General features: G+C 47.3%; 23 protein-coding genes. 7 read left to right on the forward strand and 16 right to left on the reverse strand.

Annotated features, from left to right (window positions below):
* Positions 1–172: 172 nt before the first annotated feature.
* Positions 173–1,243, reverse strand: coding sequence for an LA_2272 family surface repeat-containing protein (locus HA50_RS26335; protein ID WP_084879732.1), 1,071 nt, complete (start codon positions 1,241–1,243; stop codon positions 173–175).
* A gap of 1,026 nt (positions 1,244–2,269) precedes the next feature.
* Between HA50_RS26335 and HA50_RS26345 the strand changes: the two genes are divergently transcribed.
* Positions 2,270–3,184, forward strand: coding sequence for a helix-turn-helix domain-containing protein (locus tag HA50_RS26345; protein WP_084879734.1), 915 nt, complete (start codon positions 2,270–2,272; stop codon positions 3,182–3,184).
* Between the two features lie 62 nt (positions 3,185–3,246).
* Here the strand turns inward: HA50_RS26345 and lptG are convergent, their stop codons facing one another.
* From lptG to HA50_RS26380, 7 genes are all read right to left on the reverse strand, one after another.
* A complete protein-coding gene (gene lptG / locus HA50_RS26350; protein WP_084879735.1) occupies positions 3,247–4,326 on the reverse strand; it encodes an LPS export ABC transporter permease LptG in 1,080 nt (359 codons plus the stop codon).
* Positions 4,323–5,393, reverse strand: coding sequence for an LPS export ABC transporter permease LptF (gene lptF / locus HA50_RS26355; protein ID WP_084879736.1), 1,071 nt, complete (start codon positions 5,391–5,393; stop codon positions 4,323–4,325). Before lptF ends, lptG begins: the two co-directional genes overlap by 4 nt.
* 19 nt (positions 5,394–5,412) lie before the next feature.
* Positions 5,413–5,976 (reverse strand): YtfJ family protein, encoded by a 564-nt coding sequence (locus tag HA50_RS26360; protein ID WP_084880262.1) that lies wholly within the window; start codon positions 5,974–5,976, stop codon positions 5,413–5,415.
* A gap of 41 nt (positions 5,977–6,017) precedes the next feature.
* A complete protein-coding gene (locus HA50_RS26365) occupies positions 6,018–6,854 on the reverse strand; it encodes a hypothetical protein (protein ID WP_084879737.1) in 837 nt (278 codons plus the stop codon).
* Positions 6,851–8,188: a lipopolysaccharide biosynthesis protein gene (locus HA50_RS26370; RefSeq protein ID WP_084879738.1), complete on the reverse strand. Its 1,338-nt coding sequence runs from the start codon at positions 8,186–8,188 to the stop codon at positions 6,851–6,853. The genes HA50_RS26365 and HA50_RS26370 overlap by 4 nt, the downstream gene beginning before the upstream one ends.
* 309 nt (positions 8,189–8,497) lie before the next feature.
* The gene (locus tag HA50_RS26375) at positions 8,498–9,274 is read right to left on the reverse strand and encodes a nucleoside/nucleotide kinase family protein (protein ID WP_084879739.1); all 777 of its coding nucleotides are present in this window, start codon (positions 9,272–9,274) and stop codon (positions 8,498–8,500) included.
* Between the two features lie 31 nt (positions 9,275–9,305).
* Positions 9,306–10,031, reverse strand: coding sequence for a nucleoside/nucleotide kinase family protein (locus HA50_RS26380; RefSeq protein WP_084880265.1), 726 nt, complete (start codon positions 10,029–10,031; stop codon positions 9,306–9,308).
* 331 nt (positions 10,032–10,362) lie between these two features.
* Between HA50_RS26380 and HA50_RS26385 the strand changes: the two genes are divergently transcribed.
* Positions 10,363–11,094 carry a dTMP kinase gene (locus tag HA50_RS26385; RefSeq protein ID WP_084879740.1) on the forward strand — a complete coding sequence of 244 codons (732 nt, stop codon included), beginning with the start codon at positions 10,363–10,365 and terminating at the stop codon, positions 11,092–11,094.
* Between the two features lie 79 nt (positions 11,095–11,173).
* On the opposite strand, the gene spt is transcribed toward HA50_RS26385, so the two are convergent.
* The 4 genes from spt to HA50_RS26405 are packed head-to-tail and all read right to left on the reverse strand — an operon-like array spanning position 11,174 to position 15,261.
* Positions 11,174–12,346 carry a serine palmitoyltransferase gene (gene spt / locus HA50_RS26390; RefSeq protein ID WP_084879741.1) on the reverse strand — a complete coding sequence of 391 codons (1,173 nt, stop codon included), beginning with the start codon at positions 12,344–12,346 and terminating at the stop codon, positions 11,174–11,176.
* Complete coding sequence (locus HA50_RS26395) at positions 12,333–12,593, reverse strand: acyl carrier protein (RefSeq protein ID WP_084879742.1); 261 nt, start codon at positions 12,591–12,593, stop codon at positions 12,333–12,335. The genes spt and HA50_RS26395 overlap by 14 nt, the downstream gene beginning before the upstream one ends.
* Before the next feature lie 20 nt (positions 12,594–12,613).
* Complete coding sequence (locus HA50_RS26400; RefSeq protein WP_084879743.1) at positions 12,614–13,528, reverse strand: NAD-dependent epimerase/dehydratase family protein; 915 nt, start codon at positions 13,526–13,528, stop codon at positions 12,614–12,616.
* A complete protein-coding gene (locus tag HA50_RS26405) occupies positions 13,525–15,261 on the reverse strand; it encodes a fatty acyl-AMP ligase (RefSeq protein ID WP_244193682.1) in 1,737 nt (578 codons plus the stop codon). The genes HA50_RS26400 and HA50_RS26405 overlap by 4 nt, the downstream gene beginning before the upstream one ends.
* A gap of 733 nt (positions 15,262–15,994) precedes the next feature.
* Between HA50_RS26405 and HA50_RS26410 the strand changes: the two genes are divergently transcribed.
* Both HA50_RS26410 and HA50_RS26415 read left to right on the forward strand, forming a co-directional pair.
* Entirely contained in the window at positions 15,995–17,119 is a 1,125-nt protein-coding gene (locus HA50_RS26410) for an N-acetyltransferase (protein ID WP_084879745.1), read from the forward strand.
* A 117-nt stretch (positions 17,120–17,236) separates the two neighbouring features.
* On the forward strand, positions 17,237–17,599 hold the full coding sequence (locus HA50_RS26415; RefSeq protein ID WP_084879746.1) for a diacylglycerol kinase: 363 nt from the start codon (positions 17,237–17,239) through the stop codon (positions 17,597–17,599).
* 280 nt (positions 17,600–17,879) lie between these two features.
* Here HA50_RS26415 and HA50_RS26420 read toward each other — a convergent pair whose 3' ends face one another.
* Together HA50_RS26420 and HA50_RS26425 are read right to left on the reverse strand one after the other, a co-directional pair.
* The gene (locus HA50_RS26420) at positions 17,880–18,503 is read right to left on the reverse strand and encodes an NUDIX hydrolase (protein ID WP_084879747.1); all 624 of its coding nucleotides are present in this window, start codon (positions 18,501–18,503) and stop codon (positions 17,880–17,882) included.
* 175 nt (positions 18,504–18,678) lie between these two features.
* Positions 18,679–19,713, reverse strand: a complete 1,035-nt coding sequence (locus HA50_RS26425; RefSeq protein ID WP_244193683.1) for an NADP-dependent oxidoreductase — start codon at positions 19,711–19,713, stop codon at positions 18,679–18,681.
* 223 nt (positions 19,714–19,936) lie between these two features.
* On the opposite strand from HA50_RS26425, the gene HA50_RS26430 reads away from it, so the two are divergent.
* Positions 19,937–20,371, forward strand: coding sequence for an NUDIX hydrolase (locus HA50_RS26430; RefSeq protein ID WP_084879749.1), 435 nt, complete (start codon positions 19,937–19,939; stop codon positions 20,369–20,371).
* A 351-nt stretch (positions 20,372–20,722) separates the two neighbouring features.
* Positions 20,723–21,664, forward strand: coding sequence for a CAAX protease (locus HA50_RS26435; RefSeq protein ID WP_084879750.1), 942 nt, complete (start codon positions 20,723–20,725; stop codon positions 21,662–21,664).
* Positions 21,665–21,793: 129 nt separating this feature from the next.
* On the opposite strand, the gene HA50_RS26440 is transcribed toward HA50_RS26435, so the two are convergent.
* The gene (locus HA50_RS26440; RefSeq protein WP_084879751.1) at positions 21,794–22,729 is read right to left on the reverse strand and encodes a LysR family transcriptional regulator; all 936 of its coding nucleotides are present in this window, start codon (positions 22,727–22,729) and stop codon (positions 21,794–21,796) included.
* 82 nt (positions 22,730–22,811) lie between these two features.
* Between HA50_RS26440 and HA50_RS26445 the strand changes: the two genes are divergently transcribed.
* Complete coding sequence (locus tag HA50_RS26445; protein WP_084879752.1) at positions 22,812–23,300, forward strand: GNAT family N-acetyltransferase; 489 nt, start codon at positions 22,812–22,814, stop codon at positions 23,298–23,300.
* A 160-nt stretch (positions 23,301–23,460) separates the two neighbouring features.
* On the opposite strand, the gene HA50_RS26450 is transcribed toward HA50_RS26445, so the two are convergent.
* Positions 23,461–25,338 carry an amidohydrolase gene (locus HA50_RS26450; RefSeq protein WP_084879753.1) on the reverse strand — a complete coding sequence of 626 codons (1,878 nt, stop codon included), beginning with the start codon at positions 25,336–25,338 and terminating at the stop codon, positions 23,461–23,463.
* Positions 25,339–25,512 lie beyond the last annotated feature (174 nt).

Consider the following 25,512-nt stretch of genomic DNA (forward strand, 5'->3'; position numbering starts at 1 on the left):
AAAACGTCAGCACGAAGAGTAAGCCATCATATCCAAACTTATCATGTTCATGGGGCTGCGGCTAATGCAGCCAGACAGCAGTGAATAAGGGCAATACAAGGATGATTTGAGCGCTTTATACCTTTTAAGTACGCCTGAGCACAGTCGTGCCCAGGCGCATTCAGGACATCTTTTAGAAGCTGCGATGGAAGTTCACCAGCGGCAACACAGGAATGGCTGCGTTGGTTGCTACGTTGATAAGGCCAATCTGCAAACCTTCGAGATCTTTCGTGGTGTTGATTAAACCAAACTGGAAGGTGGTTCTGTCAGCGTAGTTGATGGCACCGATATCAGCGGTACTGGACTGCGAGAAGTTAATGCCGCCGAGGTTAAGACCATCAACATTTTTGGCGACGTTAATACCACCCAGGTTGAGGCCTGTAACATCGCCGGTGAAGTTAAATCCACCCAGGTTGAAACCTGTCACATTGCCCATAATGTTGACCGCACCGATATTTGCACCGGTCACATTATGAGTACGGTTGATGGCAGCGATGTTTAATCCGGTCATATCTTCTGACCAGTTGAAGGCTGCAATGTTAGCCCCGACAACATTCTGCGATTTATTAACCGCAGCAATATTCAGGCCGGTAATGTCACCCTCACTCCAGTTCGCTACCGCGCCGACATTCAGACCGGTCATATCACGTGTGTGGTTGGCAACGCTGATATTGGCACCCGTGGTTTTGCCCTCGGTCCAGTTGAATGGGCTGATGTTCAGACCGCGAATATTACCCTGGCTATAGTTGGCAATACCGGCAAGATTGAACCCGTCCACATCCCTGGTCATATTGGCAAGACCCAGATTGAAACCGGTTACGTTTTCAGTGCGGCTGTACAACCCAATATTTGCACCATTGAGGTCACCAACCTGGTTGGCGAGGCCGATATTCAGGCCATTGTCTTGACCACCGTGCCAGTTAAAAAGGCCGATCGCTGCACCGTTCATTCCATTACGAATATGAGAACCTGCGGCTGCACCAATCTGCAATCCGTTCAGATGGTCAAGTTCGGAATAGCCAAGAATCGGCAGATCGAAACCATTTACTGTGCCAGTATCACTGTACAAAAAAGATCCATGAAAACCATTCACAGTGCGATCATTAGGCACATTACCAAACGAGGATACTTGCACAGGCGCGGCCTGGCTCATGCCAGCAAATAAAATTGTCGATAATGCCAATGCTATTCTTGATGTTTTCATAATTGATTTCTCTTATTAACTGCTCTCAACGAAGAACGACTAACAATAACGTGTTGATAGCAGTTTATTGGTGGTTAAATAAACAAATAATTCTTGTCTGTATTATTATAATGACTGCTGCCTTTCATTGTTAGCTTACCGAAATGTGCTTAACTCACTGAGAAGTGTGATTTTATAAAAATGTCGCAACCTGTAAATAAGCACAATGTGAATAGATCAGCATGATATAATAAAAATTAGAGGAGAGTTTTGGATGGCAGGGTAATAATTGCGCAGGAATGGGTAAGATGGATAGACATAAAATAATATTGAAAAATGCGGATTTTAAGCGGGAGAGAAATCAGGTGCACTGAGTAATAAACGTGGTGGTAAGGAGTGGGCAATGATGAGAGTATCGGAGGGATGCATTCAGGATCATTGCAGGGGTTTACCACTCAGTGCAAAATGAAAGTATCAAAACACTATGGAGAGAAATTGCCAATTAATGCGATTCTCTACGCTGTTAAGCAGAAGACAAAATTACAGACTCATTATAACCTGAACAGGTTAAGAATAATTTCTGACCAGCAAAATGATAAAGCATGAACTTATGTGGGGAAGTTTTTTAATATTTGATGCGATTTTCCGGGTGTGCAGATGAAAATTCTAAAACTTGTCGTTTTTGTAACTTGTTGAAATCTTTGTTTTTTCCTTATGCAGAGAAAATGCAGATGATTGATAAATGGACTTTTTCCTACAAGTTAGCCCTTTAACCAATTGAAAAAATGATTAAATATTAAATATATACAAATTGACAAACAAATTAACACTTTACTGACGGATGGATTGATTTGTTCCGAGAGAAACGTAAAATGCATTTTATACAGTCACAATAAAAATGATGATTTTAGAAAACAACGTTTAAATAATGAATCAACGCTATTCATATTTGCAGTTCATTGCCTAAAAACTATAACAGTAAAACTCGAAAATCAACTGATTATCTTCAGCGCATTATGTTTGTGCATTATCGTGGTGGTAAGGATTATGAGACAATACAAGATTATCGATTCGCTGCTTGTCTGGATTGAGGATAACCTGACTCAGCCGTTGTCAATTGACCACGTTGCAGAGAAATCGGGTTATTCAAAATGGCATTTGCAACGGATGTTCAAGCAGGTGACGGGTGAGAATGTGGGGTCTTACGTGAGAAGCCGTCAGCTGTCTAAATCTGCCATTGCATTAAGGTTGACCAGCCGGTCAATTTTAGATATCTCCGATATGTATCAGTTCGATTCACAACAATCTTTTACCAGGGCATTTAAGAACCAATTCGGAGAAACGCCTGCGCGTTACCGTCGTGCTGAGGATTGGGATGCTCAGGGGATCAAACCACCGATCGTATTGGAAGATGAAAAACTACCTCCGGTATCATTTGTGGAGCTGGACGAATTCAGGATCTATGCGGTAACAGGAAAGTATCACAGCACCCTGGATACGTATTCCCACTCCCGAAGAGTGATACGTGAAAAACTCTGGCAGGAGATTATTGATAGAAATCGCACACTGCCGGGGATTATTTATGGCGTGGATAAAGTCATGCCTGGACTGAGCACCTATGATGAACAGATATTGTTCTATGGTATTGGTATGCTCAGAGAGGATATGGACACATCCTATGACAGATATGATGAGATTGTGGTTGAAAAGGGGCTCTATGCCCAATTTGGCTACTATGGTAAATGTTCAGAGTTTCAGGATTTTATTCTAAAACTCTATCATACCAGCTTGCCGACATTAGGATTGATACGGCGGCGAGGTATGGATGTTGAGCGATACTATACCGACCAAAACAGGAAGTCCTCTGAACTGCCAGATATGATCTTTTGCGACTATCTTATACCCGTACGCCATCATGACCAGGAAACGCTAATCTCACCCACAATACCGGTTATAGCGTAAACGCGGTGCCAGATATCAAAATAAGCGCATGTGAATCATGCGCTTTTATTTTAATCTGAAATCTAATGCAGTTGGTCAAAACGATAGACCAATCCTAATGCGGCAATCAACCATACAACCGGAAGCGCCAGGGCTGCAAGCACGGCATTGATAGAGAATAACAAGCCTAAATTGAGCGTGATTTGATAGCTTATATAGGTCAGCAAGCCAACAATCACCGCTATCGCTAATCTGCTCCCCATGCCCGGTGAACGGGGATTGCTAAAAGTAAAGGGAACCGCCAGCAAAATCATCGCCAGAATCAAAATGGGTCGCCCCAGTTTTTGCCATAGTGCAATCTGGAACTCTTCGCTGGGCTGTCCGGTATTCTTCAGATAACGAATGTAGCGCTGCAGTTGTGGAATAGAAAAACTCTCACCCGGCATAGTTAACTCAGTCAAACTCATCCCATCAAAAATCGGGGACCACGGCAGACTCTCTTTGGTTTGCGTCGTTTCTGCACCCTCATTCCATTCTTTTAGATTAACGTTGTGAAGCATCCACATGCCGTTGCTCTGAATAGTTGCATTCTCAGCATAAATATAGGATTCCAGCGACAGGTCCGGTTTATAGTGGAATATCTCAACGCCGACAGGTTGCTGATGTTCATCTAAAGCTTTAACCGTCACGTATTCATCGTATTTTCGTGCCCATAAGGCATTGACGGAGCTATCAGTTTGGCCTGAATGGGCGATGGCTGAACGCTTCAGTTGCAATGCCTGCTGTTGTAACGGCGAAGCGGCCCATTCATCTAATGCACCCAGTGACAGCGTCAGGAAGATACCAGAACATAAGACAATCATCGCGATGCGAAAGATGGACAGACCGGCAGATCGAATTGCGGTCAATTCCAGACTTTTAGACAGTTGTCCAAGTCCGACGATGCCACCCAGCAGCGCAATAAAAGGTCCTAAATCAATCAATGTCCTTGGTAGCGTCATTAACACCACCATCAGTGCCTGTGACCAGCGATACCCGCCCGTGCTGACGTCGTCGAGTTCGTTAATCAGATTAAAGGTACTAAAAAGAGGGATCAATAATCCGGCAGCGGCGGCAAAGCCGATGAAAACATTGCGTATCAGATAGCGACTAAAAATCTTCATCGAAACAATCTCTTCAAAAGAGACAGCTCGTGAGCAATAAATAGCAAAACGACGATCAGCATGATGAAAGGAACCACCCACAAACCAGGCATGGCGGGCAGGGAGTGATTAGAAACCAGGGTGCGGGTGAGGTTGCCACCATAATAAATAGCCGTGAACATAATCGTCAGCGGAAGCAGGGTGGAAAAACGACCCTGCCGGGGTTTAATTTTACTGAGAAAAATGGCCAGGAAAGCCATCAGAACCGCGGTAATGCCACGACTTTGTCGCCATTGTAATTCCGCAGTATCACCGGGGTCGGAAGAACGGGCTAACTCGGCCACCGAAGCCGACTTACGGCGAACCTCTATATTCTGGATAATTGGCTTAAGATCCATCTTCAGGTTAGTAAAAGTCTGTCTTTTATCAAAGGTCCCGGTGCGGTCCAGAACATACGAGGTACCGGAGCGAAGCAGCACGGAAGGACTTGATGGCGAAGGGTCAATCACATCCACAGAGTGTGCCCGATAGACGCTGGTCTTGCCGCCAGAGTTGGTATAAATCAGTGCATCAGTCAGATGATTTTCATCTTTGTTGATGCGCGAAGCCAGCACCATTCTTCCATCATCGCTGGTATTAAACTTATTTGCCTGAAAATGGCTGACATCCAGTTCAGATTGCGATTGTTGTTCCAGTTGATAAATTTTTGCATAAGCCCAGGGTCTGCCATACAAAGACAGGACCGTCACCAGGATGCCTAAAGGAATGGCAAGAACCAGAACGGAATTATAAATTTTGGTTGGTGCTGCACCTGAAGCAAATAAAGCGGTAATTTCTGAATCATTATAAAGCTGGCCCAACGCAACAGCGATAGAGACATATAAGCCGATAGGCAGGAGCATCTCTAATGCGATGATTACCTTGTAGAAAACGACATCAAACACCACGCTCAAAGCCAGTGTCCCGTTCGCCGCTTCCGTCAGGTAACGTTGCGAAGAATAGCAGGCAAACATGAAGATCAGAAAACCAACAATGATCATCACTAATCGGCCAATTTCAGCGATGATGTAGCGTTCAATCAGGTACATAAACGATGGAAATCTCCTGTTATTTGTCTTGTTCAATCAATTGACCCAGCAGATTGATCACATGATTCACTTCTTCAGGGCTTAATGAACCATCTTTTGCCCATTGAACATGGCCATTTTTATCCAGCACAATAATCGTTGAACTCTCTTCCGGAAGACCCCATGCTTTGCGTGCTAATCCGTCACTATCGACGATAAATTGCGCCCACGGATAGTGTCTCTTATTTTTTTCTATTTTACCGCGTACGAAGAAACCCGACCCTGGAATGGCATCATCAGTATTCACAATAGTTGTCGGCTGAAATCGATCTTCGGGAAATTCGGCATCTTTAACGGCCGTTATCAGCATGGAGTTTTTCTTCTTGGCTGAAGTACGACCCGCAATATATTGAATGACGCGAACTTTTCCGGCAAGTTCGGTGCTATCCCAGCGCTTATAGCTGAAGTCTGAGTCGTCAAACAATAATTCGCCACGGTCAGTAATGTTGACCCTGGGGACTGATTGACCATAGACAAAGTTATGGGCTGACACAAAGAAGGGACACCCAAGAAGTATAATGGCAATGAATCTTCGTAACATCATTGAGTATCCCGTCCTGACCTGAGCATCACTGGCCTGAAGCATTACATTGGGTAACTGGTGAGCAGCACTTCCAGACGCTGACGAATATCAACATCTAACGCAGCTGGCTCATCATAGGATCTTTTCCCAGACAGTTTATCCGCCACCATCTCATCATGCTTATCTCCCATTAACCCATTGATTGCGGCAAGAAAGCGGGACATCTGAAAAGCTTCAGCGTTATCCGGGTCAATCGACCTGAGGGTGTCGTAAAACGAAACTTGCTGGCTGACAATTTTACGCACATCATGAAATTGTCTTCCTGTTAACTTCGTATTAGCGACCAGCTCACGCAACGCACGCATTTGTTCCTGGCGATAAGCAATGAAACCTTGCTCAGTCTCCAGCTGAATGTGACGCAGAGAATAACGGATCAGTGACCACACTGGTTTGCTCAGGAAAATACGTAAGATAAAACCATAATATTTCAGGTTGGCTTTATTCCCATTACGGAATGCGTCCTGGAAATGCCCCAGCATAACCGTAGTGATATGGAAAAGGCGTCCTGATTCATGCGCTTTGCTGTACAGACGCTGGGCGAAACGTAAATGCTTATAACGCGCGCGAATGTATTTATAGCGCATGCGCACGGCAGTTGATAAGTCAGGGTTTGCCAGAAAAGCATCGACCAAACCTGCCAGCTCCTGACGTGTAAAGCCGTCCTCCCAGAACTGAAGACATAGCGCATAGTTATTGCGGATTTTGTCCGGAGAACATTGCAGATCAATCAGTTGTGGTAAACTAATATTACTATCGACAATGTCATCCTCTTCAACCGCAGTGAAGAGTAGATCAATGGTTTCAGCGGAGAATTTTGTCATCGGGTTATTGTCAATCATGTATTACTCTCTCTGGGGACATTAAACCCCAGCGAATAGCGTTTACGGTAAGCGCTTAATGTTGGGATAAGGGACGAAAGAACATCTAAGCATTGCCCACCAAAGTAGGCAAAAGCGGCTCCCTGAACGCCAAAAATATGAGAAAGCACAACTAAAAGAACTATATACGAGGCCGAGGCAAGCGTCTGTGCGATAAGGAAGGCACGCTGCTTTCCTGCCATAAACAACAGCGATTCCTGAGGGAATCCCAGCATGGAAACGATAATGGCACCCAGCATAATCTGGATTAAATCGTACGCTTCCAGATATTTGTAGCCAAACACAAATGAGATTAATGGCTTACCAACAGCCACAACTAACAGTGCCACGGCAATGCCAATTGCACCGGCTAACAAAGCAGAACGCAGCCCAAGTAACCAGGGTTTGTTGGTGCGCGGGTCTAAGCGCATGATTTCCGGATAGAAACTCTTTTCCATCAATTTTGCTGGAGTGCCGGTAGCATCAAAGAACGTCATCGCAATTTTGAATAATCCGGCTGCGGCTGGCCCTAAAACCACCCCTACCAACACCGTACTACAGGAGTTTCGTGCAGCCCAAATGGTGTGGGCGAAATTGGTCGTCCAGACGAAATTCCACGCACCTTCGATACGACGTGCTGCCGAAAAGAGTTCTGGCTTCAGGGCGTTGTGAATATTTCTGCGTTTTAACTCACGGCCAGCGAACCACCAGAACAAAGAGCCACCGATTAAGTTTGCGGCATACCAGCTAATAACGAATCCGGGAAATCCCAAATTGAAATAATAAGAAACGACACTGCCGAGAGCCTGGAGGAATGGCTTGATAGCCTGCTGAACCGCAATAAGATCAAAGCGATTAAAAGCACGTAAAATACCGGTTGGCGTGGATGAAGTCATCGACGGAATTAATGTGCAATAAAGAATGGCCAGCCAGAAACTTTTTTCGTCTAATCCCAACGCATGTGACAGGAAAGGTAAAAGCGCCATCCCGCCGATAATGGCGATAACACTACTGGCGATATCCAGGCCGAAGGAAAACTTAATGACATCCTTAAAACGCTGGGTGTTGTTGTGTTCAAGTGCAGGCGTACCAAATTGCACCACAAATTGCCAGGTCTGGAACTTGATAAAGTCACTGACAGCTTTGGTGTAGGCCTGAATGACGACCAGCACACCAAACATCTCCGGGGACATGCCTTTACCGGCGCAGGAAAGGGCAAGCAAACCGAGCAATGCACTCGCTACACTGCCGGAACCAAGATACGCAGCGTTACGGAGGATGGTACGAAACGCGCCATCGGTAAACCAATGTTTCATGGTAAAAATCCAGTCGAACTCACCACATCTGTTAGCATTTGCCAGGCGGGTACCGACCCGCTTTGCATGTATATCAGACATCAGTCTGAACAGGGTGGAGCGTGAATATATTCTATTTAGATAACAATGAAACCAGCATCGCCATGTTGCTGCGGGCGAACCCTAAATCATTAACTAAACAACCTCATCATGTTCGCCAGTATTGATTTGTGCGAACAATAAAATCAAGGTGTACATAACCTGCCAAAGTACACCTTTTTACCTTGCTGCTTTTGCTAATGCATGCTCTTTCACCATTAGCATTCAATTTTAAGTTTCTGGTGCATTCACGTTATAAACATTTACATCTTTGCGATCAGATGCGACTGCGGCAGCAGAAATAGCTTTCATCGCTTTTTCAAGGACTTCTTTATAAGGCGAACGTGAATCGATCTCCAGAATACGAGAACCGTTATAACGTAATTTCACCATGGAAGCGATTTTATCCTGCAACTCTTCATAGCTATGATCAGGCTTGCGGGAATAAGCAGTTTCGACATCAATATCAAGGCGAATAATAAGCTCCGGGCGATATTTCGCCATCTCCTGATATAAACGTTGCTCACTTTCTGCCAGGCGTTTTATCAACTTATTCTTTGCTCGTTCAACACCAATACCCGGACCATCATAATAAAACCCTGATATTTCCGCCTGGGGATAACGATCGCTTATCACCAGTACACCGCTTTCAGCCAGTCGGCGAACTTTGCGCAGGTTAGAAGCTCGCCATAGCGAAAAACCGTACATAATCAACGCGGCCCAGAGAGCAGGAGACTTATTACTCATGCGCTGAGTTTTATCAGATTTTGCCGCCAGACGTCGTTCAAGCCATACGCCTAAAATAGGCAGACGCTTAATTTGGTCGCCTTGCTCGCCCGAGATTAATCCTAAATAGCGTCGCTCAGTGACCCATTGCTTTTTTAGGTTTTTGACTAAATCAGCAGTAAGGGTGGATTTTCCCGTCCCATCGCTGCCTACGACGGCAATCAGTCCGGCAATATAAGGGGCAGGTTTTTGACTCGCTATGTCTGATTTATCTGTTTGCATATTATTCAAAATTTAAATGATATCCGGGGAGCTAAACATTTTTCGATTTGAGTAAATCCTGCACCGCACGTATTGATTCATCAAGAATCTTACTTGCCGGTTCTCTGCCATCCAAATCGAGTATGTTTGCACCGTTAAAATTCAGATGTGGGATAACAGCAATCTTTTCGCGCAACGCGTTAATATCGTGGTCGGGCTTGCGGGAATAGGCTGTTTTCTCATCAATATCCAGCCTTATCAATAACATGGGCTTATACGATGCCATCCACTGATAAAGTTTTTCCTCTTGCTTTCTTAGCGCACGCACCCAGCGGTTGCCGCCAACCGTTTTTGCCAGCTGGGGACCATCGAAACGAAATCCGGCAACTTCTGCCTGAGGATAACGATCGGTAATCAGCAATTGACCCTGGCGGGATTTTTTCAGCATCCGTTTGAATTTAAAAACACGCCAGTAAGAAAGCAAAAAAATGACCAGCGTGGTGGCATTGCCGGGAGGTGTTGAAGGCTTCTCGTGTACACGGTCTGATTTTTTTAATAAATAACGACCAAAAGGCCCACCGATAATAGGCAGACTACTGATCCATTCGCCGATCCGCCCTGACGACTGGCCAAGATAAAGTAATTCCGCGGGTTCCTGCGATGCCAGCTGTTCAACCAGACTGGCAGCCAGCGTCGATTTTCCAGAACCATCGCATCCGGTGATCGCGATAACGCGCACAGGGTTGAGATTTGGAAGAGGGCTTATCTGATGGCTCACAATAATAAATCCAATTATAAAGAAACTATTGTATTCCATTTCTGATTAGGTTCAAAATGATTATCCATTCTGCATGCTAATAATTTTTCATCAGCCCTTATGCTGGGTTCGGGGATCGTATTCAAGTCTTCTTATTTTGTGCTGATCAAGCCTATTTTTTTGTCTCAACATGCTGCTAAAAATATCACGGATTTTCAGTCTTTGACAAAGCGACTGATGCTTAGTCTTTAGTGCTTTTTATAATGAATTATCTCAGCATTTGCTTTTACAGACAGGCGACTTTTTACTCCGGAAATGGTATATTTTTTAGGTCTTACAAGAGAGTTTAAACATGAATTCAGAGCATTCTTCACCGCTTATTGCGGTTATTGGTAGTGATGGTTCTGGGAAGTCTACTGTCTGTGATCATCTTCTCGCTTATCTGCAAAATTATGGGCCTGCTGTCAGGGTTCATCTCGGTAAGCAAGCCGGTAATGTCGGGCGGGCTGCCGCTCAGCTTCCGGTGATTGGCAACATGATCGGCAGGAAAATCGAACAGAATACAAAAAAAGTACGGTCCAAAAAAGGTCGTATGAAGATGCTGCCTTCTTTCGTCATATCCTTTTTCGTTATCAGGCGATTATTACGTTTTCGTCGCATGCTGGCTTTTCGCAAACAGGGATTAATTGTTCTCACCGATCGCTTCCCGCAGGCGCAAATTCCTGGTGCGTACGATGGCCCGGCATTTCCTGAAAATAAAGAAAGTAATGGCTTTATTAAATGGCTGGCGAGACGAGAAAAACAGGCATTTCAGTGGATGGCTGACCATAAACCTGATCTGGTCATTAAGTTAAATGTCGATCTTGACGTTGCCTGTGCACGAAAACCCGATCATAGCCCGGAAGCTCTGGCCCGGAAAACGCTCACCACATCGTTGCTTAATTTCGAAGGGGCGAAGATTGTGGATATTGATGCTAACCGCCCACTTGATGAAGTCTTACCCGCAGTTGAGAAAGCGGTGGCGGCATTTATGAAAGATCACGGTTATGTTTATATGGATAGTGCGAGTTCTGTCACAACTTAATAATAACCAGCAATCATCCTCGTATATGAAATAGCGCCGTTTACCGGCGCTATTTTTTATCACTAACTGTCAGACTGGCTTATTTTTTTAACGCAGCGAAAGCCTGAACAATGGTATCAATATCTTTATCGCTGTGTGCAGCATTGACACTACAACGTAACAAGGTGATACCCGCGGGTGCCGCAGGGGGTAATACCAGATTGACATAAACCCCATGCGCAATCAGTTCACGCCAGAAACGCAGGCCATCTTCTTTTGATCCAATCATTACCGGAACCACCGGGCTAATGCGTGGACCCAATTCATACCCCAGTTCGGCCAGGCCATGATAGAGGCGATGCGCATTACTCCACAGTTTTTCACGTAATTCAGGATGTTGCGCGATGTTCTTTAAAGATGAACGGACCGAAGCAATGATCGATGGTGAGGGTGAAGCAGTGAAAATATAAGGGCGGCTGCTGTAGCGCAGAACTTCCATCTCCTTATTACCGACGGCGAAACCACCGATTGAAGCCAGGCTTTTACTGAACGTTCCGAGGATAATATCAACATCCTGTTCAACCCCCAGCTCTTCTGCCAGACCACGACCATTGGCACCCATCACCCCAAATGAATGGGCCTCATCCACTAACAGGTAGCCACCCAGGCGTCGTTTGATATCGACAATTTCCACCAGCGGAGCCACGTCGCCCAGCATACTGTAGATGCCTTCGACAATAATCAGTGCTTCTTTGGCGCGTTCACCCAGACGAACCATACGACGCTCAAGATCTTTTGCATCGTTATGTCGGAAACGAATAATTTCTGCACCGCCCAGCGCACAGGCATCATAGATACTTGCGTGGCTGTCCGCGTCAATCAATACCACGGAACCGGGGGTTGCGAGGGTGCTGATGACGCCGAGGTTTGCGGTGTAACCGGTCGAAAACACGATAGCAGTAGGGCGGTCAAAATACTCAGCGAGTTCCTGCTCCAGCTTCAGATGTGAGCCGTAGCTGCCATTCGCCATACGAGAACCCGTGGTCCCGGTACCCTGAGCGGCTAATGCTGCCTGACCTGCGGCAATCGCGTCGGCATTAAAAGTCAGGCCAAGATAGTTGTTGGTACCGGCCAGCACGATTTTCTGGTTGCCAATACGTCCTTCGGTCGCTGAGTAGATTTCATCAATGCAGGTGCCAAAGGGGTTCAGGCCAGATGTCTGAAATTGTTCGCGCTCGCCAGCCAGGCGGGCAAATTTATCATACAGACCCATTAGCTTTCTCCAGATGTGGCAGCAGAGCGACCAGCAGTTGTTCGGGTGTTCTGACATCCAGCAGGATATTGATCGGGATGGAAATATCGTATTCATCCTCCAGCATCATCAGCAGGTCGAGAACACGAATCGACTCCAGTCCAAGATCATTGACCAGGTCACTATCCGGTTTAACTTCAATTCCACCTTCGACCATGCTTTGCAGGCATTCGAGGATGTAACTCATTACGGCGTCACGATTTTGCATAGGAACTCAACTCAAGCTGTTTAAAACTGGCCTTCACGCAACGCGCGTTCCAGGCTTATTTTAGGAAACCAATTAATTTGTTCAGATAAGAATTTATTGTTTGCAGACCAGTCAGGATGCGTCAGCTCACGTATCTTGCTGTGGGTGAGCATCGGTTCTTTTTTGGCTATGCGGTTCAGCAAAATAGACAGGTCTGCCAGGGTATTCAGCAACGGCAGGGGGATCCCGATTAATCGAACCGGCCCTTTACGCACTGATGCCCCGATTTGTTGCAGGCGCGTCCAGTTATAGCCCTCAGCAACATCATCACAGAGTTCATAGGTATGGCTTTGCGGCGTTGGAGTCAGTAACCATTGGCTGACAGCTTCAGCTAAATCTGCAACATGAATAAACGAAAGCTTTGCCTCTGGGGCACCCAGCCGGGGAAGCACGCCACGTAACATCCAGCTAAATAACGGCTTCAGCTCTTTATCACCCGGGCCGTATACGGCAGTCGGACGAAATATGCCAAGAGAAATCTCTGAACTCATGCTGGTCAGTTGCTGTTCGGCAACATACTTAGAATTTGCGTACCAGGAGAGTTCAGGGTGGCGGGCGGCCAGTGAGGACATAAAAAGGAAACGCTTACAGCTGCCACTTTTCAGCGCAGCCTGCATCAGGTTCAGGCTGCCGGTGACGTTACAACGAATAAATGTTTCTTCCGCATGTCCACGTACCTGGCCTGCACAGTGGACGATATACTCTGCCCCGCTGACCAGTTCATCTAAAGCACACTGGTCTTCAAGAGACCCGGTAACCCAGGTCAATTTATCTTCCGGGGCTTTCAAGGCCGAACGTGTCAACGCCCGCACATGAAAACCGTGAGACAGTAAATTGCGCACGATGTGTGTACCAATAAATCCCGTCGCGCCCGTTACTGCCACAGTGCCTGTCATTGTGCTAAACCTGCCAGTTGTCCCGGCATACCCAGCAATTCTGCCAGATAACGCTTCTTCGCTTCCGCGCGCGCTGGCTTACCCGATGACGTACGGGGAATGCTATGTGGCGGCAGCAACTCAATATTTGCAGTCACACCAAATTCACTCTGGATTCGCCCGGTCAGTGAATGAACAATTTGTTCACGGCGTTCTTCTGAGGAGACACGGCATTGAATCTGCAAAATGATTTTTGCCCCTTCATCATGCTCGTCAGTCACAAAGGCGATGGCGTCACCTGAGCGAATTTCTGGTTCTGACTCAGCGACATATTCAATATCCTGCGGCCAGATATTACGACCACGAATGATAATCAGGTCTTTTTTGCGTCCGGTAACAAACAGGTTGCCATCGAGCAGATAACCTAAGTCCCCGGTATCCATCCAGCCAGTGGCCTGAATCTGCTCCTGCGAAGCTTTATCGCGGAAATAGCCACTCATCAGGCTGGGGCCTGAGATAAAGATGTGACCAACCTGGCGCTCAGGGAGGTGTGCACCTGCCTCGTTGAGAATCTCGATACGGTGACCAGGCAGCGCTTTGCCGCAATTGACAAAGGAGGAGACGGCACGGGTCTTTTTCCCCGGTGTTACCGCTTTGCCCTGATATTCAAGAATATCGCGATCCACCTGATCGACGGCGGCACTGGTGGCTTCATCGAAGAAACTCACCGCCAGCGTGTTTTCTGCCAGGCCGTAGCAGGGCATAAACGCTTTGCGGTCAAAATGGATGTGGCTGAAATGCTCACTGAATTGATTCAGCAATTCTGCCGGAATCGGCTCAGCGCCCATGCCCGCGACACGCCAGCTTGAGAGATCCAGTTCTGCCAGCTCTTTTTCATTGCTACGACGTAAACATAAATCGTAACCAAAGGGTGGCGCGACAGAGACGGTTCCGCGATTTTTACTGATGAGCTTCAGCCATTGCATCGGGCGCATCGCAAAGTCTTGTGTGCGCAGATAATCAACGGATAACTGGGTAGCTACCGGGGTCAGCAGGAAGCCGACAAGTCCCATGTCATGGTAGAACGGCAGCCAGGATACACAGCGATCTCCCGCCCGCAGTTTGATGCCATCGTGGCTGATAACCTGCAGGTTAGCCATCACGGAACGTTGTCTGATGATAACGCCACGCGGAAAACGCGTACTGCCTGACGTGTATTGCAGGTAGGCAATGTCGTCTGGTTGAGGAAGCGACAATTCGACATCCTTCTCAGCCAGGGCGTGGAAATCCTCATCGCTCAGGATGTGAGGAGGTGGTGCATCCATGGCGGCAGACTTAATCAACGGCACCCATTCTTCACTGCTGATAATAGCCGCTGGATTACAGCTACTGATTAAGCCTTGAAGTTTGGTGATATATGAAGCGCGTTGTCCCACTCCCATAGGAATGGCTAAGGGAACCGCTACTAAGCCAGCATATTGACATGCAAAAAAAGCTTCCACAAAACCCACACTGGTTTCAGCGATAAGCGCGATGCGATCGCCTTTGCTGAGGTTCAGTGATAACAGGCGTCGTGCTCCTGCCATTGCACGTTGTTTCAGTGTGCGATAGTCAATGGAGGTAATCAGCTGGTTGCGGCGATCGTAGAAGTTCATTCCTGTACTTCCCTGTGCAGCATAATCCAGCGCTTCCACCAGAGAGGGGAAGTCGGCATAACGCATGGGAAGAGAATGAGTGGAACTTGTTTCAGACATATACAAATTAGCCATAGATTCAAAATCACAAAAACAATAACAACCTGGTGTGTCGAGGTTATTGGTTTTAATGTGAGTGTGTTTTAGAAAAAATGTTACTCAACCACGTTAACTTCACATACAGTGCTTTCGTCAGTTTGAGTGACTCCGTGACGACAGGCGGGATTGATTAACTGTCTTGAATGCGAAGCCTTGCGCTGAAGCTGTTTAATTAGTAAGCCTGCGTCGGACGCAATATTGTTCTGCAACTGTGCGCAGGCAATTCGCGTGTCTCTGACGAAGACGTTGAGTAATTTTCGCTTCAGGCAAACTTAATCCAGCATGTTATTATCCATATCTAAACGTATCCTAAACAGGATGCCCGAAGAATTTTAAAAGTAAATACTTCATTTAGCTGAAGGGTGACGAAAAGCATAAACTGTCAAAAAAATGTAAAGGACAAGCATGATAAAGCCATTTGACTTAACTTCCTGTTTTTCTGTCTTAAAAATGGCACGAAATAATAAAAGCATCATTTGTTTAACACTGACGTGCCTTTTTCTGGCAATAATTCCGATTGCGCTGAAAAGAGGCTGATGCCGTTTTCGGCCTTAGACGGTTTCCTCCTGATTCGTCGGCTATCGATTTTTCTTATATCTAAAAGTTAAGCAGGGTGTGAGATAAAGCTATCTCAAGGCGGAGCATTTTTTATCGTTTTGTTAATTTATAAATTCTTACATTTTTAAGGTTTTCTATGATTCGCATTGAGAAAGTTCAGGGAAAGAGTGAACTTAAAAACTTCATCAATTTTCCATCCACCCTTTATCCTGACGACCCAAACTGGATTGAGCCGTTGTATCTGGAGCGTGAAGAGCATTTATCAAAAAAGAATCCAGGCACGGAACATATAGAATGGCAGGCATGGGTCGCGAAAAAAGGTGATGAAGTTGTCGGACGGATCACCGCGCAAATCGATTCTTTACACCGCGATCTCTACGGTAACGACACTGGACATTTTGGCATGATCGATGCCATCGATGATCCTGAAGTATTTAGCGCATTATTCGCTGCAGCTGAAGATTGGTTAAAGTCAAAAGGTGCATCAAAAATCACCGGGCCATTTAGCCTCAATATCAACCAGGAAAGTGGTTTGCTGATTGATGGATTCGATACGCCACCTTCAGCGCTGATGACGCATGGTAAACCTTACTATGCTGCAAACGTCGAGAATCAGGGATATGAGAAAGGCATCGACTTAATCGCTTACTGGATGAAGCGTACTGACCTTAACTTTTCACGTTCACTCACCAAGCTTATGGGGCAGGTACGTGAAAAGGTAACAATTCGTTGCATTGATCGTAAGAAATTCGGCGAGGAAATGCAGGTTCTGCGCGAAATCTTCAACTCTGGCTGGCAGAACAACTGGGGTTTTGTTCCATTCACTGAGCATGAATTCGCCACCATGGGAGACCAGCTGAAGTTTCTGGTGCCTGACGACATGATCTATATCGCTGAGGTCGATTCTGTTCCCTGCGCCTTTATCGTCGGCTTGCCCAATATCAATGAAGCCATCGAGGGATTGAATGGACGCTTACTGCCGTTTGGCTGGGCTAAATTGCTGTGGCGTCTGAAAGTGAGTGGGGTACGTACGGCCAGGGTTCCTTTGATGGGCGTCCGCCAGGAATACCAGTTCAGTCGTATGGGGCCGATCATCGCGTTACTGCTGATTGAAGCGTTACGTGACCCGTTTGCGAAACGAAATATCGATGCTTTAGAGATGTCCTGGATTTTAGAAACCAATACAGGTATGCGCACAATCTTAGAAAAAATCGGTGCTGCGCCATACAAAACCTATCGTCTGTACGAAAAAACACTCTGAAGTCAGGCTTCCCGCTTGACGGTATCTAAAGCGGGAAGCAAAAAGTCACTAATAGATTAGCGAAACGAAAGATATTCATCTGCGCTTTTCATTATTTCCGGGTATAAAAGATTAACTATGAATGCACATAATAAAGAAAAAGGTCTCCCGCGTTTCGTAAACAGCATACGTAACTCGTGGGATGGTCTTGTTGATGCCGTTCATACCGAAGATGCTTTTCAGCAGTTACTGCTGGCCACGTCAGCATTACTTGTGGTCGCGATGTCTTTAGACATTACAAAGATAGAAAGGGTGTTGTTAATCGCCAGCTGCTTTCTGATGCTAATAGTAGAATTGCTGAATACGGCGATTGAAAGCGTGGTCGATCGTATCTCGCTTGAGTTGCATCCGCTGTCGAAGCGAGCAAAAGACTTGGGTGGGGCAGCACAGTTAGTGACCGTGGTGCTGGTCATCATTATCTGGTGTACTGTTCTCTTCTGATCTCTCCGCTGATAAAAAATACTGCCTGGCATGCCTGAAATAAAAGACAGGGTGCCAGAATGTCCTTGCCTCGTTCGTATTTGTCATTCCCCATCCGTCGACCCATTGCAAAAGTGCAAAAAAAAGTCCGGCTAGCGACCGGACAAAAGATACAATTGACTAGTTATCTTGTCTGGCAGATGAGTGCCAAACGCCAATAATTTACCTGAAGTAAAATATAATTAATTGACGTTTAGTGCACAAAACAAAGATTCTTTATCTTGCCCTGTTGGCATTTATTCTAATCGAAGTATGTCGGCATATTTGTGGTTGCTATATCGAAACTGACCTGAATCTGTTTTGGCACAATTCTGGTTAAAGAAAGATCAGGTAATTCGTCCAGAGCAAAAAAACCAATATCCAGTGACTCATGGCTAATGGCGAGTTCGCCACCGTTTTCCTCACATAAGAATATCAGCTTATAAATATGCCAGGGATGCGGAGGGTGGCCGTGCTGGTTACGATCCCAAACTCCCAGCAGTTTGGTCACTTTGACGTTCAGGCCCGTTTCTTCAAGCACTTCCCGGCAAACCGCCTTAGCCGGACTGTCTCCCACATCGGCCCATCCACCGGGCAGGCTCCAGAGTCCATCTTCCGATTCCCGCACCATCAGGATTTTATTCTCACGTATGATAAAAGCCCGCACATCCGTTTTAGGTGTGGCATAACCTTTTTCGGAAATATGCGTAATATCTTCCCTTGCTATATCAAAATTTGCTGACAGTAGTTCAATGGCTATTTCCTGCAATGCTTCGTAACGCTCTTTATCAAAGATATCTTTTGAATAAGTCAGACCAGACTGAGACAAAGCCAGAATCTTTTGTGCCGTATTGACTATATCGGTTTGTGACAGTTTTTGTGTCATATATCCGTCCGTTAACAACTTGAGCAAGTATGTCAGCTTAGCCTATCGTGGGTAACTGAGTTACACAAGAGTGTTTATTTGCGTGACGTTGTCACGTAAAATCTGACGCCAGAGATAAAAAAACACCACTCTGCGCTAAGCAGAGTGGTGCATCACGCAAGAAGCACAGGATTTATTAAGGCTGCGTTACCTGAATGACGACCTTACCGAAATTTTTTCCTTTTAGGAGTTTTCGGAAAGCATCAGGCGCATTCTCAATACCTGTTATCAGTTCTTCGCGGTAGGCGATCTTTCCTTCAGATAATAGTTTTTGCATTTCCTTCGCAAAATAGCCAAATTGATCACCAAAGTCGTCAAAGATAATAAATCCTCTCATGGTGATCCGGCGTTTGATCAGGCTCATCATGATGTAAGGAGTACGATCCGGTCCATCGGGAAGATCCGTTGAGTTATAGCTGGCAATAAAACCACACACGGGAACCCTTGCCGCAGTATTCAGCAGTGGGAAAACAGCATCAAATACTTTACCGCCAACGTTTTCGAAATAAATATCGATACCCTTATTACAGGCGTCAGACAGTTCTTTCTCAAAATGGGGTGAGGTATGGTCAATGCAATGATCAAACCCCAGCGTTTCAACGGCGTAGCGACATTTTTCGGCACCCCCGGCAACACCTACCACCTTACAGCCCCAGATTTTCCCGAGCTGACCTACAGTCGCGCCAACCGGCCCGGTTGCTGCGGCTACCACCAGCGTTTCGCCGGGTTTAGGTTTACCAATTTCAGACAAGCCCATAAAGGCGGTGAAGCCGGGCATACCCTGAATACCTAATGCGTAGGAAGGTTGCACAATGCCGTCATCCAGCCTGGTGACATGCTCGCCATTCGAAATGGCATAGGTCTGCCAGCCACCCTGATTCAGTACCCAGTCACCTTTATTAAAACCCGCAATGTTTGAAACTTCGACTCTTGATACGGTACCCCCCACCATGACGTCGCCGATTTCAACGGCAGCGGCATAAGAGGGGCCTGCATCCATACGGCCACGCATGTAAGGGTCTAAAGAAAGATAGACGGTTCGGAGTAACATCTCACCAGCCTGAGGGACCGGAATGGGGTTTTCCGTCAGCGCCAGAGTCTTGTCATCGGGTTCGCCATGAGGTCTTGATGCCAGCACCCAGGAAAGGTTTTTATCTGCGGTTACAGTCACTTTTATTCTCCACATTCGCTTATCTGTCTGACGGCTTTGAACCGTTTAGCTAAAGACAGTGTAATCGCGAATATTTGGTGTGGCTAAAAAGGGGATTTAAGAGGGGGTATAAATAAATTTATGTATAGTTCCAGTCCTGCACTTGCCTGGTCAGGTATAGTATCGGAAGGGAATACTATTACTAATTAAGCGTCGGCGTAGTTTTGTTTGAGAGGAATCTGGCATGCGTATCCGTTGTTCAGCCCGTCTGCTGGTTATTAATGCGTCTGGTAAGATTTTACTTTTTCGTTTTGCCCACAAAAATGATGCTCTGGCGGGCCATTCTTATTGGGCCACTCCAGGCGGTGGCGTCGATAAGGGCGAAACTTTTGAACAGGCAGCCATCAGAGAGCTTCGTGAGGAAACCGGCATTCAGCGGGAAGATGTTGGACAATGTGTCGCGCAAAGGATGTTTGAAATGACGCTCCCCAGTGGTGAAATAGTTCTGGCGAAAGAACATTTTTATATTGTCAGATTGGATAAAGATGATGTTAACACCAGTGGGTGGAGTGATAATGAAAAATCCGTTATTGAATGCCATCACTGGTGGGGAATTGACGAGCTCAATGAAACTCAGGAGAGAGTTTATCCTGAAAATATTGTGATGATGTGTTCTTGAATCGTATAAAATGGCTCAATCCCTGAACATATAAAAATGCAAACACCGCATTTATATTACTAATCACTGTAATTAAAATTGACTGTGGCCTGTGAATATTGCAAACAATCTGGTCGCATTGGTGATAGGGTGCAGGGCAGATGAAAAGGGAAGCACTGATTCTCTGAAGGGCTGAAAAGGAAAACCCCAGCAGAGCCGGGGTATCCAGAACTTTTGCCATCTGTATCTTCACTAGAACCCATGTGACATGGGGGAAGAATCCGATACCGGCCAACGTTGTGAGAAAGGGTATCGCAGCCAGTCCCCACCGTCAACCTTACGGGCAACTTGAAAATAGAAAAGGAAACGCATATGCCAGGGAGTATTCATTACCCGCCTGTTCTGTCACTACTCTCAGAAGCCAGGCTGTCGGCAGTACCGGCTTTATTTGGACTACAGAGTGACATGGAAAAATATGGTTTTTGCATCTGGCAGCAGCATGCTGCTGCGTCTCTGTATCCATTGGTCCAGCAACTGGAACTGGTACTCCGCAACGCGATTGATGGCACTGCCCGAGCGCGCTTTGGTGACTACTGGTGGGATAACATCCGTTGTGATGCTACCAGGGAAAATGCTGGCGTGTTCCGTGATAACATCCGCAAGGCAGAAAAAAAACTACGGCGGATGTGGCGCAAGGCGGAGGCATCACGACCAGGCCTGAACGATCTGGCTAAGGTAATGACGCAACCACCTCCACTTACGCATGACGATATCATTGCGGCAACTGACTTCCACACCTGGGAGGCGATATTGGTTGATGCATGGGCCGCTGATACAATTATGGAACAAGGTGACTTTCTCTGGCCACTCTCGCTGACCAAGGTGTTCCGGCGACTCGATACCATTGACTGCAACCCTAAGGTCGCACGACGTAAGCTCATTAACCTGATTAATGAGCTAAGGGAATATCGCAATCGACTTTTTCATCACGACTGTATCTGGATCAAGTCCCGTACCACGGATGCACGTACCGCCATCGACTCCATAAGGGAAAAAATTAACCTGATGGAAAAAGTGCTATATGCAGTCAGCCCGGCAACTGTGGCAGCGCTGAAGAAGTGGGGGGTATTTGAAAACGCAAGGCGCATCTGCTCAACGCAGGAGCTGAGCATTTATCTTAACCACTCTTATCCGCAAGTGCAGACAGAAGAGCTTCCGGTGTTTAACCGCTACCTTAAGCCAGCGCGAGATGGCTGGGCCTCCGCCACAATAATGGTTGAAGACAAGACATGCGTACTGTATCGATTGCGTTAACCGGACATTAAGACGCAAATAATTGGTATATGTCTGTTGAGGGCTGTGCCAGGAGAGAAAGTGAAACGTGTGGCCATCCCTCAGGCAGGCACCATTGAGAACGATAAGCTAAAATATCAGAGCTTCTATTTAATTTGCAGATAATTTCTGTCCCTGAATCCCCTGTAATATATTGTTCTTCAGCCAGTCATTCGATGGTTTTTTCCCGCTGCGTTTATGGGAATAGATTTTCACAGTGAAATGTGGAGCATAGAAAGGCAGTTTAAAAATTTTAACCTTCGCGACCTGTTCAATTTTTCCCGCAACGAACGTAGGAATTGCCATCAGCAATTCGCTCTCAGCCACGATAAACGGGGAGCCCAGCATTGACGGCGTTTTCAGGGTGATACGTCGTTCCAGGCCCATACGTTCGAGGTGGGTGTCGAGTAACCCTTTCTTCTCGTTCCAGGGGGTGACGACCAGATGCCCCGCTGACAAATACTCATCCAGCGTTAGCGTAAGACGACGGGTATTACTGATTACGACGAACTCGTCGCTGAATAAATTAATTTCTTCCAGATCCGGATCTCTGACTTCATCAGGTTCACTGAAACTCAACGCCAGGTCAATTTCGCCTGCCAGTAATTCCGTCAGCGCCGGATTATGAGGTAAATGACACAGCTCAAAATTAATACCTGGCGCTGTTTTTTGCATTTCGCGCATCAGACCTGGAAAAACGCAAAAAGCGGTGTAGTCGGTGACGGCAATACGAAAGGATTCATTGCTTCTGAGTGGGTCGAAGGGTTGTACCGGGCTGAGGTGTTGATTCAGGGCGGATAATGACTCAGCAATGTGTGGTGCCAACTGGTGTGCATAAACGCTGGGGCACATCTTGTGTCCTTCGCGATAGAAAAGTGGATCCTTCAGAAACTCACGCAATCGGGTTAAAGCATGACTCAATGCCGACGTGCTCATCGAGAGCTCAGCAGCTGCCAGCCTGACTGATCGGTGCCTGTAAACGGCATCGAAAATGGGTAACAGGTTGAGATCAAGGCGACGCAGAACATGATGCATGAAATTCACCATTTATTGATTTTATTGCACTTAATTCATTGAACAATACCGATTATTCTGACAGTCATCAAACTGTATAGATAAGAGAAAGTTTATGAGTGTTATTATTCGGCAGGCCGGTCTGGAAGACACTGATGCCATTTATAACATTATCAGTGGGTTATCTGTTTACAGGGAGGCCCCGCATGACTCCGTTCCGGATGTTGAAGAAATCAGAAAGTCCCTGTTTTCACCGGAAACGACGGAAGAAGCCTATATCTGTGAAATTGATGGTGTTATTGCGGGTTATGCCATTATCTCGATGAGCTACTCGACCTGGCCTGGACGCTACAGCCTGAATATGGAAGACCTGTGCTTTACACCTGATTATCGCGGGCGGGGCGCAGGCAAGGCCATGCTCCAGTATATTGCACAACTTGCTGTCAGCCGACGCTGTAGCCGTATTGAATGGAATGTCCTTGAGTGGGATAAATCCGCGAAGGATTTTTACCAGAGCATTAATGCGCTTCCCCTGAACGAGTGGGTGCGTTTCCGCCTGGATGGGCCCGCGCTGGAAAAATTCGCGTCGAGCGAAAATATCTGAATTGCCGTTCTTCAGGCAAAAAAAGACCGGCTGATAAACCGGTCAAATCTTGCACCCTTAGTCTTGTCCGAAACAGCCATGATGTGATGTGTGGCGGTTTCTTGATTGTCAGCTCTGCTGGCTGACGGTTTTATGCTTCAGCTGTCCCTCTCAACGGGGATCAGAATGCAAAGCAACTGCAACCGAGCGCACCCCAGAAGGCGTTCTCTTCAGATACCGGCAAATTGGCACCGCGTGCAAAATCATGCGAATGGCTGTGGACACCGCAAGGTCCGCTGCACTGGTGAGGCATCTGCTGCATGCCCACGCGGGTGTTGGCGGTAGGTGGTGCGCTGCGGTAATGACCCGGCACTTTCACCACCGGTGACCACTCAGGCAGAACCGGAATAGATGGCGGTGCTTCACTGCTGAACGACCCTGCGGCATAAACAATGTTGCCGTCCACCACGGTCAGCACTGACTCAATACCTTTGATCTCTTCTTCCGGCACGCTGAAGTAATCCTTACTCAGTACCACCATGTCGGCCAGTTGCCCGGCTTTGATCTGTCCTTTTTTACCCTGTTCACTGGAGAACCAGGCACTGCCCTGGGTCCACAACATCAACGCAGTGTCACGGTCCAGGCGGGCGTTGACGTCATACATCTGCATGCCGCCTACCGTCCGGCCAGAGACCAGCCAGTACAGCGCGGTCCACGGGTTGTAACTGGCTACGCGCGTGGCGTCGGTGCCGAGACCAACCGGTACGCCGGTTTCCAGCATACGCGCCACCGGCGGGGTGTGGCGGGTGGCTTCGATGCCGTAACGCTCGGCAAAATATTCACCCTGAAACGCCATGCGATGCTGCACGGCAATGCCGCCGCCCAGCTCTTTAATACGATCGATGTTGCGCTGAGTTACCGTTTCGGCATGGTCGAAGAACCAGTGCAGACCATTAAACGGAATATCGCGGTTTACCTTTTCGAATACGTCCAGCATGCGGCTGATCGATTCGTCATAGGTGGCATGCAGGCGGAACGGCCAGCGATGTTCTACCAGATGGCGCACCACGCGTTCCAGTTCGTCTTCCATGCCAGGCGCAAGATCCGGACGCGGCTCAAGGAAATCTTCGAAATCGGCGGCAGAGAACACCAGCATTTCCCCTGCGCCATTGTGGCGGAAGTAATCGCTGCCCTGGCCGGGCGTCAGCATATCGGTCCATTTTTCAAAATCTTCCAGTTCGTGGCCCGGACGCTGAGTGAACAGATTGTAGGCGATGCGGATGGTCATCTGCTGCTTCTCATGAAGCTCAGCGATCACGGCATAATCTTCCGGATAGTTCTGGAAGCCACCGCCTGCGTCGATGGCGCTGGTCAGGCCAAGACGGTTCAGTTCACGCATGAACTGGCGCGTAGAGTTAACCTGTTGCTCAAGCGGCAGCTTCGGCCCTTTCGCCAGCGTGGCGTACAGGATCATGGCATTGGGGCGGGCAATCAGCATGCCGGTCGGATTGCCGTTGCTGTCACGCTGGATCTCACCGCCCGGCGGGTTCGGTGTATCTTTGGTGTAGCCGACGACTTTCAGCGCGGCGCGGTTGAGCAGGGCGCGGTCGTAAAGGTGCAGTACGAATACCGGTGTATCGGGCGCGGCTTCGTTAATCTCATCCAGTGTTGGCATGCGGCGCTCGGCAAACTGAAACTCTGTCCAGCCACCCACCACGCGCACCCACTGAGGGGAAGGGGTACGCAGTGCCTGCTCCTTCAGCATACGCAACGCATCAGCAACGGAAGGAACCCCTTCCCAGCGCAACTCAAGGTTGTAGTTCAGGCCCCCGCGGATTAAGTGCAGGTGCGAGTCGTTCAGACCCGGAACGGCGGTATGCCCCTTAAGATCGACAACCTTGCTGCCTTCACAGTGGTACTGCATGACGTCGGCCAGACTGCCCACCGCCAGAAACTTGCCGTCGCGGATGGCTACGGCATCAGCAACCGGATTTTCGCGATCGACTGTGTGAAACCTGCCATTGGTGAGAATGATGTCGGCTTTACCAAGGGTAACCATAAGATCTCCTGAATTGAGTTGTCCGAAGCAGCAATGATGACCGTGGACTGAGCATTGCCCCGCTGAAAAGCAGGATATAGGGGTGTCAGGATTATGGTCGGGCGGTCAGGAAGGCGTCTAGTTATACGAATGGATAAGTATACGTTCGTATAATTATATTTGAAGATAATAGTC

The sequence above is a fragment of the Pantoea cypripedii genome (assembly GCF_002095535.1).
In the GTDB taxonomy this organism is placed as follows: domain Bacteria; phylum Pseudomonadota; class Gammaproteobacteria; order Enterobacterales; family Enterobacteriaceae; genus Pantoea; species Pantoea cypripedii.

Coding starts and splice junctions, on each gene's coding strand:
- lptF (WP_084879736.1), bottom strand. CDS start 5,393: ATGTACCTGATTGAACGCTACATCATCGCTGAAATTGGCCGATTAGTG.
- HA50_RS26345 (WP_084879734.1), top strand. CDS start 2,270: ATGAGACAATACAAGATTATCGATTCGCTGCTTGTCTGGATTGAGGAT.
- HA50_RS26385 (WP_084879740.1), top strand. CDS start 10,363: ATGAATTCAGAGCATTCTTCACCGCTTATTGCGGTTATTGGTAGTGAT.
- HA50_RS26375 (WP_084879739.1), bottom strand. CDS start 9,274: ATGCAAACAGATAAATCAGACATAGCGAGTCAAAAACCTGCCCCTTAT.
- HA50_RS26440 (WP_084879751.1), bottom strand. CDS start 22,729: ATGGTGAATTTCATGCATCATGTTCTGCGTCGCCTTGATCTCAACCTG.
- HA50_RS26410 (WP_084879745.1), top strand. CDS start 15,995: ATGATTCGCATTGAGAAAGTTCAGGGAAAGAGTGAACTTAAAAACTTC.
- HA50_RS26360 (WP_084880262.1), bottom strand. CDS start 5,976: ATGATGTTACGAAGATTCATTGCCATTATACTTCTTGGGTGTCCCTTC.
- HA50_RS26450 (WP_084879753.1), bottom strand. CDS start 25,338: ATGGTTACCCTTGGTAAAGCCGACATCATTCTCACCAATGGCAGGTTT.
- HA50_RS26400 (WP_084879743.1), bottom strand. CDS start 13,528: ATGACAGGCACTGTGGCAGTAACGGGCGCGACGGGATTTATTGGTACA.
- HA50_RS26370 (WP_084879738.1), bottom strand. CDS start 8,188: ATGAAACATTGGTTTACCGATGGCGCGTTTCGTACCATCCTCCGTAAC.
- HA50_RS26335 (WP_084879732.1), bottom strand. CDS start 1,243: ATGAAAACATCAAGAATAGCATTGGCATTATCGACAATTTTATTTGCT.
- HA50_RS26430 (WP_084879749.1), top strand. CDS start 19,937: ATGCGTATCCGTTGTTCAGCCCGTCTGCTGGTTATTAATGCGTCTGGT.
- HA50_RS26365 (WP_084879737.1), bottom strand. CDS start 6,854: ATGATTGACAATAACCCGATGACAAAATTCTCCGCTGAAACCATTGAT.
- lptG (WP_084879735.1), bottom strand. CDS start 4,326: ATGAAGATTTTTAGTCGCTATCTGATACGCAATGTTTTCATCGGCTTT.
- HA50_RS26395 (WP_084879742.1), bottom strand. CDS start 12,593: ATGCAAAATCGTGACGCCGTAATGAGTTACATCCTCGAATGCCTGCAA.
- HA50_RS26415 (WP_084879746.1), top strand. CDS start 17,237: ATGAATGCACATAATAAAGAAAAAGGTCTCCCGCGTTTCGTAAACAGC.
- HA50_RS26405 (WP_244193682.1), bottom strand. CDS start 15,261: ATGTCTGAAACAAGTTCCACTCATTCTCTTCCCATGCGTTATGCCGAC.
- spt (WP_084879741.1), bottom strand. CDS start 12,346: ATGGGTCTGTATGATAAATTTGCCCGCCTGGCTGGCGAGCGCGAACAA.
- HA50_RS26420 (WP_084879747.1), bottom strand. CDS start 18,503: ATGACACAAAAACTGTCACAAACCGATATAGTCAATACGGCACAAAAG.
- HA50_RS26445 (WP_084879752.1), top strand. CDS start 22,812: ATGAGTGTTATTATTCGGCAGGCCGGTCTGGAAGACACTGATGCCATT.
- HA50_RS26435 (WP_084879750.1), top strand. CDS start 20,723: ATGCCAGGGAGTATTCATTACCCGCCTGTTCTGTCACTACTCTCAGAA.